The following is a 15,537-nucleotide window of genomic DNA, read 5'->3' as shown; positions in this document are numbered from 1 at the left end:
AAGGGGTGTGAAAAAAGGTTTACAGAAAACAAAATCATTTTAACATATATGAAAGAAGTATAAAAATAGGATGATGTAAAAAATATTATATTTTTATTTAAATGATTTCATGGTGTTAAGAAAGTTTGGGGCGGTCATGCTTGACGAAGGAGGGCAGAAAGCGTATATTGCGGTCTTCCTTAGGAGTAATGGCTGAGAGGCTGAAGGCACTTCCCTGCTAAGGAAGCATGTGGGGTCAACCTGCATCGAGGGTTCGAATCCCTCTTACTCCGCCAAATATGAAAGACACCGTTTATACGGTGTCTTTTTTATTATCCGGAATTTCTTGGAATCCAAGGCCGTCTGAAAGTGTGAAATGAACGATTTGATTATTCTAAACAAGCCTTATGGCGTGATTTGCCAGTTTTCTGCACATGAAAAACATCAGTGCCTTAAGGATTTTGTCGAGAAACCGGGATTTTATCCGGCCGGCCGTTTGGATACGGACAGCGAGGGTTTGCTGCTGCTGACCAATAATGGCCGTTTGCAGGCGCAGATTGCCGACCCGAAATTCAAGCAGGTTAAAACTTATTGGGCGCAGGTGGAGGGTTCTCCTGATGAAGCCAAATTGGATTTATTGCGCCGTGGCGTAGATTTGGGCGATTTTGTCACCCGTCCGGCCGAGGTCAGGGTATTGGAAGAAGGTGAAGCGGATGTTTTATGGCCGCGCGTGCCGCCGATTCGCGTGCGTAAGTCCGTGCCTGATTTTTGGGTGGAAATTAAAATTTCGGAAGGGAAAAACCGCCAAGTGCGAAGGATGACTGCGAAAGCAGGCTTTCCGTGTTTACGCTTGGTCCGCGTGGCAATAGGCCGTCTGAATCTGTTTGATTTGAATTTGGAATTGGGACAATGGCGGTTTGCGCCGCATCGTCCTTAAATAGGATGAATAAAGGCCGTCTGAACTATTCAGACGGCCTTTTGTTATGGAAAAATCAATGATGTGAATGACCGATTTGGAAGGTCAAAGTGGTGTAGTTCGCCTGCTTTTGGCACACGCTTTGATCGGGGAAATCGGCTTTGTGTTCTACGCTGGCTTTCCAGAAACCTTGGCGCAATGGAATGATGCTGACTTCGCCTTTGTCATCGGTGGTATCGGAGAAGGCTTGGGCTTCGGTTTTATGGGTTTTGCTGCGGTCGCTGGTGTCGAAGCCGTCAAATGTGGCGGTAACGGTGGCGTTAGGCAGCGGCTCGCCATTGAAGAGGACGCGGACTTTGAAGCGTTCGCCGACGTGGACGTTGGCAGGGTTGTCCAAAGGTACGATTTCCAAATGTTGGCCGACTTGTTTGGTGATGATGGCGGTATCTGCGCTTTCGTGGCCGACATTGACGATGTTTTTGCCGAACATACGGGTTTGTTCGCAATAGCTTGCATCAGGCATTTCTTTGATGCTTGCCTGCTTCCAGCCCGCGCTGTTTTTTGACCAGAAAGTCGGTTGGTATTCGGCGGTTACCAAGTAGCTGCCGTCTTTGACCGGCAGTTTGCTGCGGTATTGGTAATTGTATGTACCTTTTTGAATCATGTTTTCTTTACCTTTTTCAGTCACCAGTTGCATGGGTTTGCTGAAAATGTGCAGGCGGTCTTTGGCGATGGGCTCAAGCTCTGGGAATTCGCCATAGCCCAATTCGGCTTCAAGGTATTCGCCGCCATGTGTGTGGGCGGTTTCAACCCAAACGCGGTGGGCATGTGCGGCAGTGCTGAACAGGAAGGCGGATGCGATAAGCAAAGCGGTTTTTTTCATGATTTCTCTCCGATTTTCGATGTGTAGAAAAGATAGAATAAAATCGTTCGTTATAATATAACAAAATTATTTAAATTTAAAGAGAGGCCGTCTGAAAGTTTTCAGACGGCCTTTTAGCTGATTGTTTTTTTAGGCGGATTATCGAAACGGTTTAGTCCCCGTCACGACAAACATCAATTGCTTCCTGCAAACTGCTGACGCCGTAGATTTTCAGGTTCGGAAACTCTTTGGCGTTGCGCGGCATATTGGCTTTTGGGACGATGGCGCGTTTGAAGCCGAGTTTTTCCGCTTCTTTGAGCCGCTCTTGCCCGCGTGCAACAGGGCGGACTTCGCCACTTAAGCCGATTTCGCCGAAAACCACGGTTTTTTCAGGCATGGGGCGGTTGCGGAAGCTGGAGAGCATGGCGAGGATGACGGCGAGGTCGGCGGCGGGTTCGCCGATTTTGACGCCGCCGACAGCATTGAGGAATACATCTTGGTCGAAGCAGGCAATGCCGCCATGGCGGTTGAGGACGGCGAGCAGCATGGCGAGGCGGTTTTGTTCGAGGCCGACGGTGAGTCGTTTGGGGGTGAAACCGTGTGCGTCATCGACCAGTGCCTGAATTTCGACCAAAAGCGGGCGGCTGCCTTCCTGTGTGACCAAAACACATGAACCTGGCGTGTCGTCGCGGTAGCTGGCAAGGAAGATGGCGGACGGGTTGGATACGCCTTTCAAACCATTTTCGGTCATGGCGAATACGCCCAATTCGTTTGCCGCGCCGAAGCGGTTTTTAATGGCGCGTATCATGCGGTAGTTGGAATGCTGGTCGCCCTCGAAATACAGCACGGTATCGACCATATGCTCCAGCACGCGCGGGCCGGCAATCGCTCCGTCTTTGGTAACGTGTCCGACCAGTATCATGGCGATGCCCATTTGTTTCGCCATGCGTGTCAGTTGGGCGGCGCATTCGCGTACCTGCGATACGGAGCCGGGGGCGGAAGTGATTTGGTCGGAATACATGGTTTGGATGGAGTCGATGACGACGACTTCGAGCTGATGCTGTTTTAAGGCCGTCTGAATCGCTTCCATGCGGATTTCGGCAAGCAGGTTCACACCTTCGGTGGGTAGTTCCAAACGTTGCGCGCGCAGGGCGACCTGTTGGGCGGACTCTTCGCCGGAAACGTACAGCACTTTGCGGCTTCGCGCCATTTTGGCGATGGTTTGCAACAGCAACGTAGATTTGCCGATGCCGGGGTCGCCGCCGAGCAGGATGACTGCACCATCGACCAAACCACCGCCCAATACGCGGTCAAGCTCGCCCATGCCGGTCGGATTACGCGGCACTTCGGTCGCGGTAACGGCGGAGAGGGATTGGACGGTCGAAGTGTCTGCCGCCCAAGATTGGAAGCGAGCATTTTTCGGCTCGGGCGCGGCAAGGTTTTCCTGAAGCGTGTTCCACTCGCCGCAATGCGGGCATTTACCCTGCCATTTCGGGGAAGTACCGCCGCATTCGGAACATTGGTAGATGGTTTTGGGGGCTTTTGCCATGGTGTTTTCCCTGTGGAATATTTGATGTGTGAAAAGGTCGTCTGAAAAGTGAGGAAGGTTTTCAGACGGCCTTGGGATTATGAATACTTTATTTATAATTTCAAGTATTCATCACTTGTTTAATGCAGCGGCATTTGCTGTTTTTTTGCGGCATAATAGGAAAAATTTACATGGAAATTTTAGAAAAATGATTTTATTTCAAAATAACGATGGTAAGCTTGCCTTGCCTTGCCTTGCCTTGCCTTGCCTTGCCTAGTTCTCTATTAAAATCCCTTCAAGGGTTTTTATCAAATCTATGCATAGGAGTGAAATCCTATGCCATCTAAACAAATCGCAAATTTTAATTCTTCTGACAATAAACCCAGAATTCTATCTCTATTTTCAGGATGTGGAGGTTTAGATTTGGGTTTTCACCAAGCTGGTTATGAAACTGTTTGGGCGAACGATTTTTCCCATTGGGCTTGCGAAAGTTTCCGTAAAAATATCGGCGATGTCATCGTAGAAGGTGATATTGAACAAATTGATCCGAATGATCCAACTATTCCCGATTGCGACATCATTTTAGGCGGGTTCCCTTGTCAAGATTTTTCCATGATTTGGAAACAGCCGGGCTTAGAGGGTGAACGCGGCAATCTTTATAAAAGCTTTTTACGTTTTGTAAATGCAAAAAAACCGAAAGTTTTTGTTGCTGAGAATGTGAAAGGTTTGTTGACTGCTAACAAGAAAAAAGCCATCCAGCAAATTATTACCGACTTTGAAAATTGCGGTTATTACGTTCAGGCAAAGCTGTATAACTTTGCTGAATTTGGCGTACCTCAATTTCGTGAACGTGTGCTGATTGTCGGAGTACGTTTGGATACAGGATTTGATTTTCATCATCCAGAACCGACGCACAATGAAACTGGCGAAAATGGTTTAAAACCATATGTAACTGCTGGTCAAGCGATATCTAATATTCCCAAGAATGCCAGTAATAATGAATTGTTGAAAATTAGTGAGCAAACTCGTAAACGTTTAGAACTAATCCCAGAGGGAGGAAACTATAGTGATATTCCTAAAGAACATCCTTTATATGTAAAAAGTATGTTAAGCCTTGTTTATCGTCGAATGCACCGTAATAGACCTTCTACAACGATTATTGCTGCGGGCGGCGGTGGTACTTGGGGCTATCATTTTCCTGAACCCAGAGCCTTTACCAATCGTGAACGCGCAAGATTACAAAGTTTTCCTGATGACTTTGAGTTTGTTGGCTCAACGACAGAAGTTCGTCGTCAAATTGGCAATGCGGTACCGCCTCAAGGCGTGGTTGAATTAGCAAGAACCCTCTTACCAATTTTTTCAGGCAACTATAAAAAAGTAGATTTACATAAGAAATTGAAAGCAGAGAAGGACGTTTTATTTCATGACCGACTAAGCAAAATTCGAGGGGGAAAACGATGAATACTGTTTTTTCTAATATTGCTAATGCACGAATTACAGATAAGCCATTAAATAAAGTTTGGATGGATTTATTTATGTCCGCCAATGAAATTTTAATGGCAACAGGCTATGTTTCTAATGATGCAGTCAAAGAGTTACATAAAATTTTAGAAGATAGCGAACATAACCAGAAAATCAAATTATTGGTTGGTATGCATTATTTAGAAGGGTTTAGTCGTCCTCAATACAACAGTCTTTGTGAATTAAATTATTTTTTGCAAGATAAGCAACGTGGGGCAGTATACGTTTCTCCACGTGTGAAATTTCATGGAAAAATGTATTCGTTTAAGAATCAGAATGAAACTCATGGATTGATTGGTTCTGCTAATCTTACTTGCTTTTGGGATAATACTGAGCGAACCTATGAAACAATGGTTCATTTGAATGATGTTCAGACGGCATCTAAATTACATAAAAATATAGATCAGGTTATCCAGCAATTGGGTGTGGCTATTAATCAAGTAGCAAAACCAACTGATTTTAAAGAACATAATGTTCATTTGGAGAATTGTCTGGGAGTTGAAAAAGTAAATGATTCTATACTTGAGCAACTTTTTTCACAAATATCGACTTATCACTTTGATTTACCAGTTAAAACTTTCCCAGAAAGCAGTTTAAACCGATTTTTTGCCAAAGGCCGTAAAAATAAACGCGGATTTTATTTACCTAGGCCATGGTATGAAGCAGAGTTGATTGTATCAACAAAATTTTTAGGTGCAGAAGGATACCCAAAACAAAAAGAATTTACTGTCATCACGGATGATGGTTGGCAATTTGAATGTAATACCACAGGACAAAATGGTAAAAATTTCAGTTCAAAAGGTGATCAAACCATATTTGGTAAATGGGTTAAAGGACGTTTAGAGGCGGCTGATTGTTTAAGAACAGGGGAACCTGTCACAGAAGAGACTCTACATAAATACGGTAACGATCATTTTGAGTTCCGTTCAACCGACAATCCTGATGTTTGGCTGCTCTCATTTAAGGGGAAAAACTAAATGTTGCAAACCTATTTGAATCAATTGACCCCGCCTGAATTAGCTGATTCTGTTAAAAATACCGTTGATGGTTTTATGGGGAAATTATCACAAACCGAACCGAAAATCGCTCAAAATGTTTTATTGCTGGGCAATGTTCAAAGTGGCAAAACGGCACAGGTTTTGGGTGTATTAAGTGCGCTGGCTGATGATGGCGACCACAAAGTTTTTTTGTATCTTACTACTGACAGCGTAGATTTACAGGAACAGACAGTCAAGCGCGCCGAAGCTAATCTGAAAAATTTTATTGTGTTGTCTGAAAACGATGACCGAAGTTTTATGCAGGTAATGAAGGCAAATAATCCCATCTTGGTTGTGATTAAAAAGAATGCCCGTGTATTGAAACGTTGGCGTAATTTGTTTGCCAGTCAAAGTAGCCTGAAAGGCTATCCTTTGGTTATTGTGGACGATGAAGCCGATGCGGCCAGCCTAAATACTAATGCTGATAAGCCGGATAAAGATGTCAGTACTATCAATAAACTGCTAAATGACATTAAGAATTCTTGTTGTCAAAGCCTATTTATTCAGTTGACCGCCACGCCTCAATCGCTTTTATTGCAAAATGAAGAATCTGATTGGCAACCTGAATTTATCCATTTCTTTGAAGCTGGTGAAAAATACATCGGTGGCAACTTTGTCTTTTCTGATCCTCCAAGCTATATCGTTCGCTTCATTGACAGTGAATTGGACGATATGAAAGATGCGAGTGGTGAAATTGCCGAAGGGGTAAAACAGGCATTGCACAGTTTTCTGCTTACTTGTGCAGAGTTTGCTTTATGCGGTAAAACCAATTGTAATTTTGCTTTACATCCAAGTTATAAAATCCAAGATCATCAAGCCTTTTCTCAAAAAATCCAAGCCTTTTTGAATGATTTGGTACAAGCGATTAATAGCGGGGAGAATTTTGCAGACAGCTTTAAAGAAGATTATTTGGATTTGCAAAAGACTAAGCCTGATATTCATCATTTTGAGGAAATTTATGAAAAACTAACAGAACTTTTAGAAAATAAGCAAATTTATACTCTCGTCGTTAACTCGCAGACAGAATCAGATTTTGATTTAGAAAGAGGCTTTAACATTATTATTGGTGGGAATGTGATTGGACGAGGCTTAACTATTCCAAAACTACAAACGGTTTATTATAGTCGCACTGCCAAAAAACCGAATGCAGATACTTTCTGGCAACATTCGCGTATTTTTGGATATGACCGTGATAAATCATTATTACGACTTTATATTCCGTTTGATGTCTATTACTTCTTTGTACAACTCAATCAAGCAAATAATCTGATTATTGAGCAGGCAAAAAATTCAGACGGCAATATTCAGGTTATTTATCCGAAAAATATTAATCCGACTCGAAAAAATGTATTGAAATTCGACAGTATCAATCAAATTGTGGGTGGGGTGAATTATTTTCCACTTCATCCAAACGAGGATAATTTGTTGGAGATTAACAAGATTTTGCCTTCTATTTTGAAAGATGAAATTCAATCTGATTTATATCAAATAGATATAGAAGATTTATTCTTGGTTCTAGATAAATTGGGTCATTATGTCCCAGACGACTGGAATAAGGAAAAATTTATTGCTGGTGTAGAAGCATTAAAGGCACAACGTCCAAGTTTTAAAACCTATGTTTTGATCAAAACCGGACGTAAACTTTCTCGAGCAACTGGCACAATGCTTTCGGAAGACGACCGTAAATTAGGAGAAAAATATCCTAATGATTTATTCCTTACACTTTATCAAGTAGTAGGAAATAAAGACAAAGGTTGGCAGGGAGAAGATTTTTGGTTGCCTAATATTAAGTTGCCATATAAGGGACTGGTGTATTGGGGAGTGAAATAACATAGAAAAGGTCGTCTGAAAACAATCATATCGTTTTCAGACGACCTTTTTTATTGAGAAATAACTGGTTTATTTTTTGCTGTCTTTATCTGTATCTTTTTTCGGTGCAGGTTTTTTCGCTGCCAAGCCCAAGGATTTTTGCCATTCGGCTGGATTTTTCACCAAGTCTAAGGCTTTGCGGAGCTGATCGTCTTTGGCCGGATTTGGAATACGGCGGCTGGAGATGTCTTCGTCTTTGTCTTTTTTGGACTTGTCTTTATCGGCTTTGGTTTCTGTGTTGGCAGGCGTTTCAGTGCTGCTGTTGACGTCTTGGCCGCCCAACGGATTGCCGATATGGCCGACCAAATCGGCTTCGCGGCTTTCAAAGGCTCGGTCTTTGTCTTTGACTTCAACGTCAGGAACAATGCCTTGCGCTTGAATCGAGCGGTCGTTTGGCGTGTAGTAAAGGGCTGTGGTCAGTTTGACTGCGCTGCCGCCGGAAAGCGGAATCAGGGTTTGCACTGAGCCTTTGCCGAAACTTTGTGTGCCGACGACGACGGCGCGTTTGTGGTCTTGTAATGCGCCGGCAACGATTTCGGAAGCTGAGGCCGAGCCTGCGTTAATCAGGACGGTCATAGGAATGGTTTTCAGCTCGGCAGGCAATCCTGCCAACGGGTCTTTGCCGCTGGTGGTGATGTAGTCTTCGGCAGTTGCTTTGAGTACCATGCCTTCTTTTTTGTTGCGGCCTTTGGTGCTGACAACAGTTACGTCAGGCTGCAGGAAGGCTGCGGATACGCCGACTGCACCGTTGAGCAGGCCGCCCGGGTCGTCGCGCAAGTCGAGGATGATGCCTTTGAGCGGGCCTTTGTTTTCTTTGACGAGGGCTTGTGCGGCTTCGTTGAGCGCGGCAACGGTGCGCTCTTGGAATTGGGAAACGCGGATGTAGCCGTAGTCTTTTTCAAGCAGATGGTGGCGCACGCTTTTGACTTTAATGATAGCGCGGGTCAGGTTGACGACGATGGGTTTGTCGGCATTTTTGCGTGAAAGGGTCAGGGTGATTTTGGTACCCGGTTTGCCGCGCATTTTTTTGACGGCTTCGCTGACGGTCAGGCCGCGCGTAGAGGTATTGTCGATTTTGACGATGAAGTCGCCGCTTTTCACGCCGGCGCGTTCTGCCGGCGTGTCTTCAATCGGGGCAACGACTTTGACGAAGCCGTCTTCTTGTCCGATTTCCATACCCAGGCCGCCAAATTCGCCGCTGGTGGATTCTTTCATTTCGGCATAGCCTTTTTTGTCCATATACTCGGAATGCGGATCGAGATCGGACACCATGCCTTTCATTGCGCCTTCAAAGAGCTCGGCATCGGGTTTGTCTTGGTAATAGTTGGCTTTGATTTGGCCGTACACTTCTGCCATGGTGCGGATGGTTTGCACGGGCAGGGCTTCGTTGTCTTTTTTGTCTTTTTCGGCGGCAAAACTTTGTACACTCAGGCTGAGGGCGATGCCGCTAAACGCGCCGAGAGTGTAGATTGCAACTTTTTTCAAAGTGGATTTTGTTGACATTCGTTTGACTTTCTTTTTGTGTACGGTAAGCAAAGTGGTTTTTGTTTTCTCTGAACCCGTTGACTTTATGTGATTTAAACGCTTGGAACAATAAGTTTAAGGTAAAAGTTTGTTGTTTAATGTGCTAAACAGGCGTGAAAATCGTGTTTTATTGTAGTTTATGATGAAAATTCAGACGGCCTGAAGGGGAAAATTCACTCAGGCCGTCTGAAACATCAGTTAATCCAGGAAAGCGGATTCATGACTTGTCCGTTGTAGCGGACTTCAAGGTAAAGGCCGGTTTCGCCCGACGGCAAAGTGCCGCTGGTGCCAATTTTACTGCCGGCATTGACGGCGTAATTTTGGGCGATGTCGATTTCGCTCAGGCCGGAGTAAATGCTGACATAGCCGTCGCCGTGGTCGAGGACGACCACTTTGCCGTAGCCTTCAAGCTCGCCGGCAAAAGTAACCGTGCCTGAGGCAATGCTGCTGACCGGAGCAGGAACGGTATTGTAGAACACGCCTTTCCAAACTTCGCCATCGCCGCGGTCTTGACCAAACAGGCCCGCCAATGTGCCGTTGACCGGTTTTTTCAGACGGCCTTGCATACGGCTGAAGCTGTTGGCGTTGCTGACGATAAAGCCTTGGGTGTTCGGGGCTTGCAGTTTCATGTCTTCGTCAGTCAGCGTGGACATGGCGGCGCGTTCGGCTTCGGCTTTTTGTTGGGCGGCAGCTTGCTCTTTGCGGGCTTTTTCGGCAGCAGCCAAGCGGGCTTCGGCGGCTTTTTTACGCGCTTCGGCTTCGGCTTTGCGTTGCTCGGCTTTGCGTTTTTCCAAATCTTTCAAGAGATTGTTGAGGCGTTGCTCGTTTTCTCTGTGGTTGATTTTCTTTTGCGCTTCTTTGGCCATTTGTGCGTTTTGACGGCGGCTTTCGGCTTGTTCTGCGGTATTGGTTACGCCTTGTTGACGCAATGAAGCTTGGATATTGGCTTGCAGTTTTTTCAGGTAAGCCAATTCATTGTTGATTTTTTGCTCTTGCGCTGCCAGCTCTTTCTGTTGTTTTTCCAAGTCTCTCATGACTTGGTCGTTGGCGTTGTTGATATAACGCGTGTAACGCAGAAAGCGGGTTTTTTGACCGGACTCGGCGTTTTTCAGGAAGAGGGCAACCGCATTGGGCTGGCTGTTTTTATAGTTGCCGGACACAAAACGCGAAATTTGGGCGCGCGTGTTGGAAACTTCGGCTTTCAACTGGTTGGTATCAGCATTGAGTTTTTGGAATTTTTCCCATGCATCGCGTTGTTTGCGGTTGATGCCGGAGAGGTTGTTGCGTGTTTGTTGCAGCTGTTTGAGCGTGGCATTGACATGGATAATGAAACCCTCGTTGCGTTTGGCAAAGGATTTCTTGGTTTCCATATCGTTGGCGGCGGCAGTTACGGCTGCTTTGAAATCGTTGTCGGCTGAAGAAGCGGCTTTAGGCTCAACTTTAGGCTCGGCCTTTTTGTCTTCGGCTGCTTTTTTTACTGGCTCTTTGGTTTTTTTGCCGTCTTTTTTATCTTCAGCTGCTTTTTTAGCAGGCTCTTTGGCTTTGGTTTCCTTAGGTTCTGCTTTTTTTACGGGTTCTTTGGCTTTGCTGTCTTTTTTATCTTCAGCAGTTTTTTTGTCTTGCTCTTTGGCTTTGCCGGATTTTGCGGCTGCGGCTTTTTTGTCTTTTGCCGTTTCTTTAGGCTCTTCGGCTTTACGGTTGGCCTTTTTATTGTCGGCCGAGGCCTCGGCAGCTTTAGCCGATTTGTTTTTGGCTGAAGCGCGTTCGTTTTTGTCGGCGGTTTCCTTTTCTTTGGAGGCTTTGGCTTTAACCGCTTTTTTGTCTTCCTCTTTTTCTTTTACTGCTTGTTTTTTTGAGGTTTCTTTTTTGATATCTGCCTTAGTGGCTTCTTTCTCTTTTTTCACGGGCGCAGCTTTTTTGACGGTGGCCGCTTTTTCTTTCGGCGCGTCTTTGGCAGCATAGGTTGGCAGGGAGAAACTGAGCAACAGGGCGAGAATGAGGGGTTTGTAACGCATGGTTCGATCTTGCTATCAAAGTAGGAACAATAGGACGGATTATACTGTCTGTCTGGCCGTCTGAAAATAATATCGGGTTGCAATATGGACGAACGGTCTTATATAGTAACGATAGAGTAGGCGGACGGGATTTAAGTCTGCCTGGAAACTGACAGTCTGCATCGACAGGATATTATGAAAAAATATTTATTAGTAGTGTTGGGCGCCATGGTTTTGGCGGCTTGCGGTGACAATACCGACAAAATCGGACGCGCCAGTACGGTGTTTCATATGCTGGGTAAAAACGACCGTATCGAAGTGGAAGGTTTTGACGATCCTGATGTGCAGGGGGTTGCCTGTTATATTTCGTACGCGAAAAAAGGCGGTTTGAAAGAAACGGTCAATTTGGAAGAAGATGCCAGCGACGCATCGGTTTCCTGCGTGCAAAGTGCGGAAGTCATCCGTTATAACGAGGCTGCGGTTTTGAAACCGCGACAAGTGTTCAAACGCAGCGCCAGCATAGCATTTAAGAGCCAGCAGATTATCCGCTATTACGACCCGAAACGTAAGTCTTTCGCTTATTTGGTGTACAGCGATAAAATCGTTCAAGGCTCTCCGAAAAACTCTTTGAGCGCGGTATCGTGTTTTGCCCATGCGAAAACCGATACGCCGGTACCGGCAGGCGGCGCGGTTTACGGTGCGTGCGTGGTGGACGCGTCGGTTGCCGACGGACAAAAATAATAAAATCAGCTTATAGATATTAAGAAGAATATGAATTTAGCCAACCATTTCCTGATTGCCATGCCTCATATGGATGATCCGTTTTTTACGGATACGGTCATTTATGTGTGCGAACACGATGAAGAAGGTGCGCTGGGCATCATCATCAACAAACCTTCGCCGATTACCATGGACATGATTTTCGCCGCTGCCGACCGCAATATCCCGTTGCGCCTGCAACATGAAAACGTGATGATGGGCGGGCCGGTTCAGATTGAGCGCGGCTATGTCGTGCATACGCCGATCGGCCGCTGGCAAAACAGCATGGTGGTAACCGATAACGTCGCGCTGACTTCTTCGCGCGATGTGATTGAAAATTTGTCTAAAGAAGGTGCGGTTGACAAGGCTTTGATCAGCATTGGTTATTCCAAATGGGGCAAAGGGCAGTTAGAGCGCGAACTGGCAGAAAATGTTTGGCTGACCGTCCCTGCGGACGAGCATATTCTGTTTGATGTGCCTTACGAACTCCGTTATGCCGCCGCTTTTGAAAAATTGGGTGTCAATCCGAACGCCTTGGTTTCGGGAGTCGGCCATGCCTGATGCACCAAAAGGCACGGTTTTGGCTTTTGACTTCGGCGAGGCGCGTATCGGCGTGGCGCAGGGCGATGCCGAGTTGGGCATGACCCATCCGCTGGCAACAGTAACCGGCAACAGCAATGATGAAAAATTCGAGGCCATTGCCAAGCTGGTCAAAGAATGGCAACCCAAGTATTTTGTGGTCGGCCTGCCGACGCATACCGACGGCACGGAGCATGAGCTGACCCGTTTGAGCCGTAAGTTTGGCCGCCGTTTGCACGGACGTTTTAATTTGCCGGTTTATTGGGTGGACGAAAGGATGTCTTCCTTATACGCGGAAAGCCTACTTGCGGAAGCCCAAGTATTTGGCCGAAAACAAAAATCCGTGCTTGACCAAGTAGCGGCGCAGGCGATTTTGCAAGGCTTTTTTGAAGGCGGAGCGGCCGAGTATTTCAATGGCCGCGAAGAATAGCACATGGTTCGTTATAGAGGCCGTCTGAAACTTGATTTCAGACGGCCTTGGTTTTATTACGGCTTTGAGATAAAAGAGGTTTAGTTTGGTTAAGCCTGATTTTTTCCGGCATAAATTTTGCTACACTCCGCTTTCTTTTTTTAGACATAAACACACACAAGGAAAAAGTCATGGCACTCATGGACAATCTTTTGAATGCGGCTACCCAAATGTTGGGTGGCAACAGCGGAAACGGCGCACAAGGTTCTCTGACCGATATGGCGATGGATTTGGTGAAACAGCAAGGCGGCGTAGGCAACCTGATCAACCAACTGCAACAAGGCGGTTTGGGCGATGCTCTGAGCAGTTGGGTTTCCAACCAATCCAGCAACCTGCCTGTGTCCGGCAGCGATCTGCAAAATGCTTTGGGCAGCGATACCGTGAACCAAATCGCGCAAAAATTCGGCGTGGATGCCGGCCAAGCAGGCGATTTGTTGGCAAAAGTGTTGCCAGACTTGGTCGATAAAGCGACGCCTAACGGCACGGCTCAAGATGCGGATGGCTTCGGCTTGGACGACATCGCTTCTATGCTACTGAAAAACTTTATGAAATAATGAGTTGAATCATTTGATAAGGCCGTCTGAATCCGTTCAGACGGCCTTATAACTTTTGGTTCGCGGTAAATAACCAATAAGTCTTTTTCTGATGGAGACGGATGGCTTATGATGTGCACTTCATTTCACCAGATAAGAAGGTTATACACATGTCCCGCTTGACCATACACACAGTCGAAACCGCTCCTGAAGCCGCCAAACCACGCATTGAAGCCGTATTGAAAAACAACGGCTTTATTCCTAACCTGATCGGCGTTTTGGCCAATGCGCCTGAAGCTTTGGCGTTTTATCAAGAAGTTGGCAAGCTGAATGCGGCCAACAGCCTTACTGACGGCGAAGTCGAAGTTGTCCAAATTATCGCCGCCCGTACCAACGAATGCGGTTTCTGCGTTGCCGGCCACACCAAACTGGCTACCCTGAAAAAACTGTTGTCCGAACAATCCATCAAAGCCGCACGCGCGTTGGCTGCGGGTGAGTTTGACGATGCCAAACTGAGTGCTTTGGCGACATTCACCCAAGCCGTTATGGCGAAAAAAGGCGCAGTATCCGACGACGAGCTGAAAGCATTCTTCGATGCCGGTTACAACCAACAGCAAGCCGTTGAAGTAGTTATGGGCGTTGCTTTGGCAACCTTGTGCAACTACGTCAACAACCTTGCCAAAACTGAAATCAACCCTGAATTGCAGGCATTTGCCTAATCTCATCAAAGGCCGTCTGAAAATTCAGACGGCCTTTTAGTAAAAAGCAAGGATATCCTTGTTGCCAAGAATAATTCATGAGTAGAACCATCTACGCTTCAAACCTTATTCAGAGGAAAAAATCATGACACGCGAAGCTTTACTGAACAATGTTGCCGAACTCGTTAAAAGCAAGCTGAAACCATTGGTGGACGACATCGACCGCAAAGGCCTGTACCCGAAAGAATTTATGCTGGAATTGGGCAAAATCGGCGGTTTTGCCGCAACCGGTACGGTTGAAGAGGGCGGTAACGGTTTGGGTTTGGCAACGCAAATCGCCGTATTGCGCGAAATCGGTAAAGAATGCGGCGCCACTTCGTTCAGCGCATGGTGTCAGGCGGCTTGCGCGTGGTATCTGCATCAATCCCCCAACCAAGCGGTTAAAGCCAAATATTTGGCCGATATTCTGCAGGGCAAAGTCTTGGCCGGTACGGGCATGTCCAATACCGTCAAACACCTTGCCGGTATCGAAAAACACAATCTGCAAGCCGAACGCGTCGAAGGCGGCTACAAAATCAACGGTGCTTTGCCTTGGGTATCCAATATCGGAGAAGACCACATTTGGGCAAATACCGCCCAAATCGGCGACAGCTATGTGATGTTTATCACCGGCGGTCAATGGGAAGGCGTTACCCTGCAAGATTGCCCTGAGTTCTGCGGTTTGGAAGGCACGCGCACTTACAGCCTGAATTTTAAAGATGTGTTTATTCCCGATGAAGATGTGATCGCTTCGCCTGAGCAGTTCCAGTCTTATATCCCGACCATTAAAGCCGGTTTCATCTTGCTGCAAATAGGTATCGGCGCCGGTGTGATTGACGGTGCGCTCGGCATTATCCGCATGGCCAATGTGGTGAACGCAGAAGTGAACTCATACCTCGACCACAGTTACGATGAGTTGAAAGCTGCGTTGGACGGCGCATGGGCGGAAACCGAACGCCTTGCCGATGATGCGTGGAACAATAAACCTGACACGCTGGCAACCTTGAAACTGCGTGAAGCGGCTGCTGTGTTGGCACTGAACGCCACTCAATCTGCCGCATTGCATGCAGGCGCGAAAGGCTATCTGATGCGCAGTCCGGCGCAACGCCGCGTCCGCGAGGCCATGTTTGTCGCCATCGTAACACCGGCCATCAAACACCTGCGTAAAGAAATCGCCGCTTTGGAAGCAGCTCAATAAATTCAAAATATCAACAATAAAACACACGAAAG

At 46.5% G+C, this 15,537-nt stretch carries 15 protein-coding genes and 1 tRNA gene; 12 read left to right on the top strand and 4 right to left on the bottom strand.

What is annotated here, in order from left to right; genetic code table 11:
- Positions 1-182: 182 nt before the first annotated feature.
- Positions 183-275, top strand: a tRNA-Ser gene (locus tag HMPREF2871_RS03060).
- Positions 276-355: 80 nt separating this feature from the next.
- On the top strand, positions 356-916 hold the full coding sequence (locus HMPREF2871_RS03055; protein WP_004520078.1) for a pseudouridine synthase: 561 nt from the start codon (positions 356-358) through the stop codon (positions 914-916).
- Positions 917-971: 55 nt separating this feature from the next.
- Here the strand turns inward: HMPREF2871_RS03055 and HMPREF2871_RS03050 are convergent, their stop codons facing one another.
- Together HMPREF2871_RS03050 and radA are read right to left on the bottom strand one after the other, a co-directional pair.
- Positions 972-1,778 (bottom strand): DUF4198 domain-containing protein, encoded by an 807-nt coding sequence (locus tag HMPREF2871_RS03050; protein WP_003685136.1) that lies wholly within the window; start codon positions 1,776-1,778, stop codon positions 972-974.
- 151 nt (positions 1,779-1,929) lie between these two features.
- On the bottom strand, positions 1,930-3,306 hold the full coding sequence (gene radA / locus HMPREF2871_RS03045) for a DNA repair protein RadA (RefSeq protein ID WP_049344004.1): 1,377 nt from the start codon (positions 3,304-3,306) through the stop codon (positions 1,930-1,932).
- Positions 3,307-3,385: 79 nt separating this feature from the next.
- Between radA and HMPREF2871_RS11855 the strand changes: the two genes are divergently transcribed.
- The 4 genes from HMPREF2871_RS11855 to HMPREF2871_RS03030 are packed head-to-tail and all read left to right on the top strand — an operon-like array spanning position 3,386 to position 7,673.
- Complete coding sequence (locus HMPREF2871_RS11855; RefSeq protein WP_168163337.1) at positions 3,386-3,562, top strand: hypothetical protein; 177 nt, start codon at positions 3,386-3,388, stop codon at positions 3,560-3,562.
- A 59-nt stretch (positions 3,563-3,621) separates the two neighbouring features.
- Positions 3,622-4,746 carry a DNA cytosine methyltransferase gene (locus HMPREF2871_RS03040; protein WP_049344002.1) on the top strand — a complete coding sequence of 375 codons (1,125 nt, stop codon included), beginning with the start codon at positions 3,622-3,624 and terminating at the stop codon, positions 4,744-4,746.
- The gene (locus HMPREF2871_RS03035; RefSeq protein ID WP_049344001.1) at positions 4,743-5,783 is read left to right on the top strand and encodes a restriction endonuclease PLD domain-containing protein; all 1,041 of its coding nucleotides are present in this window, start codon (positions 4,743-4,745) and stop codon (positions 5,781-5,783) included. Before HMPREF2871_RS03040 ends, HMPREF2871_RS03035 begins: the two co-directional genes overlap by 4 nt.
- Positions 5,784-7,673 carry a Z1 domain-containing protein gene (locus tag HMPREF2871_RS03030; RefSeq protein ID WP_049344000.1) on the top strand — a complete coding sequence of 630 codons (1,890 nt, stop codon included), beginning with the start codon at positions 5,784-5,786 and terminating at the stop codon, positions 7,671-7,673.
- A 69-nt stretch (positions 7,674-7,742) separates the two neighbouring features.
- On the opposite strand, the gene HMPREF2871_RS03025 is transcribed toward HMPREF2871_RS03030, so the two are convergent.
- Complete coding sequence (locus HMPREF2871_RS03025) at positions 7,743-9,215, bottom strand: S41 family peptidase (protein ID WP_049343998.1); 1,473 nt, start codon at positions 9,213-9,215, stop codon at positions 7,743-7,745.
- Between the two features lie 215 nt (positions 9,216-9,430).
- Positions 9,431-11,251 (bottom strand): murein hydrolase activator EnvC family protein, encoded by a 1,821-nt coding sequence (locus HMPREF2871_RS03020; RefSeq protein WP_049343997.1) that lies wholly within the window; start codon positions 11,249-11,251, stop codon positions 9,431-9,433.
- A gap of 174 nt (positions 11,252-11,425) precedes the next feature.
- Here HMPREF2871_RS03020 and HMPREF2871_RS03015 point away from each other — a divergent pair, with 174 nt between their 5' ends.
- The 6 genes from HMPREF2871_RS03015 (at position 11,426) to HMPREF2871_RS02990 (ending at position 15,505) form a co-directional block, all read left to right on the top strand.
- Positions 11,426-11,971, top strand: a complete 546-nt coding sequence (locus HMPREF2871_RS03015) for a CreA family protein (RefSeq protein ID WP_049343995.1) — start codon at positions 11,426-11,428, stop codon at positions 11,969-11,971.
- A gap of 30 nt (positions 11,972-12,001) precedes the next feature.
- A complete protein-coding gene (locus tag HMPREF2871_RS03010; RefSeq protein WP_049322876.1) occupies positions 12,002-12,550 on the top strand; it encodes a YqgE/AlgH family protein in 549 nt (182 codons plus the stop codon).
- Entirely contained in the window at positions 12,543-12,998 is a 456-nt protein-coding gene (ruvX, locus tag HMPREF2871_RS03005; protein WP_003680463.1) for a Holliday junction resolvase RuvX, read from the top strand. Before HMPREF2871_RS03010 ends, ruvX begins: the two co-directional genes overlap by 8 nt.
- A gap of 170 nt (positions 12,999-13,168) precedes the next feature.
- Positions 13,169-13,591, top strand: coding sequence for a YidB family protein (locus HMPREF2871_RS03000; protein ID WP_049343994.1), 423 nt, complete (start codon positions 13,169-13,171; stop codon positions 13,589-13,591).
- Positions 13,592-13,740: 149 nt separating this feature from the next.
- The gene (locus HMPREF2871_RS02995; protein WP_039862234.1) at positions 13,741-14,289 is read left to right on the top strand and encodes a carboxymuconolactone decarboxylase family protein; all 549 of its coding nucleotides are present in this window, start codon (positions 13,741-13,743) and stop codon (positions 14,287-14,289) included.
- A gap of 124 nt (positions 14,290-14,413) precedes the next feature.
- Complete coding sequence (locus HMPREF2871_RS02990; protein ID WP_049336464.1) at positions 14,414-15,505, top strand: acyl-CoA dehydrogenase family protein; 1,092 nt, start codon at positions 14,414-14,416, stop codon at positions 15,503-15,505.
- Positions 15,506-15,537 lie beyond the last annotated feature (32 nt).

The organism is Neisseria sp. HMSC067G12, from assembly GCF_001812725.1.
Taxonomy (GTDB): Bacteria; Pseudomonadota; Gammaproteobacteria; order Burkholderiales; family Neisseriaceae; genus Neisseria; species Neisseria perflava.
Note: the sequence above shows the minus strand (reverse complement) of the source record. Positions and strands in the feature narration are given on the sequence as shown.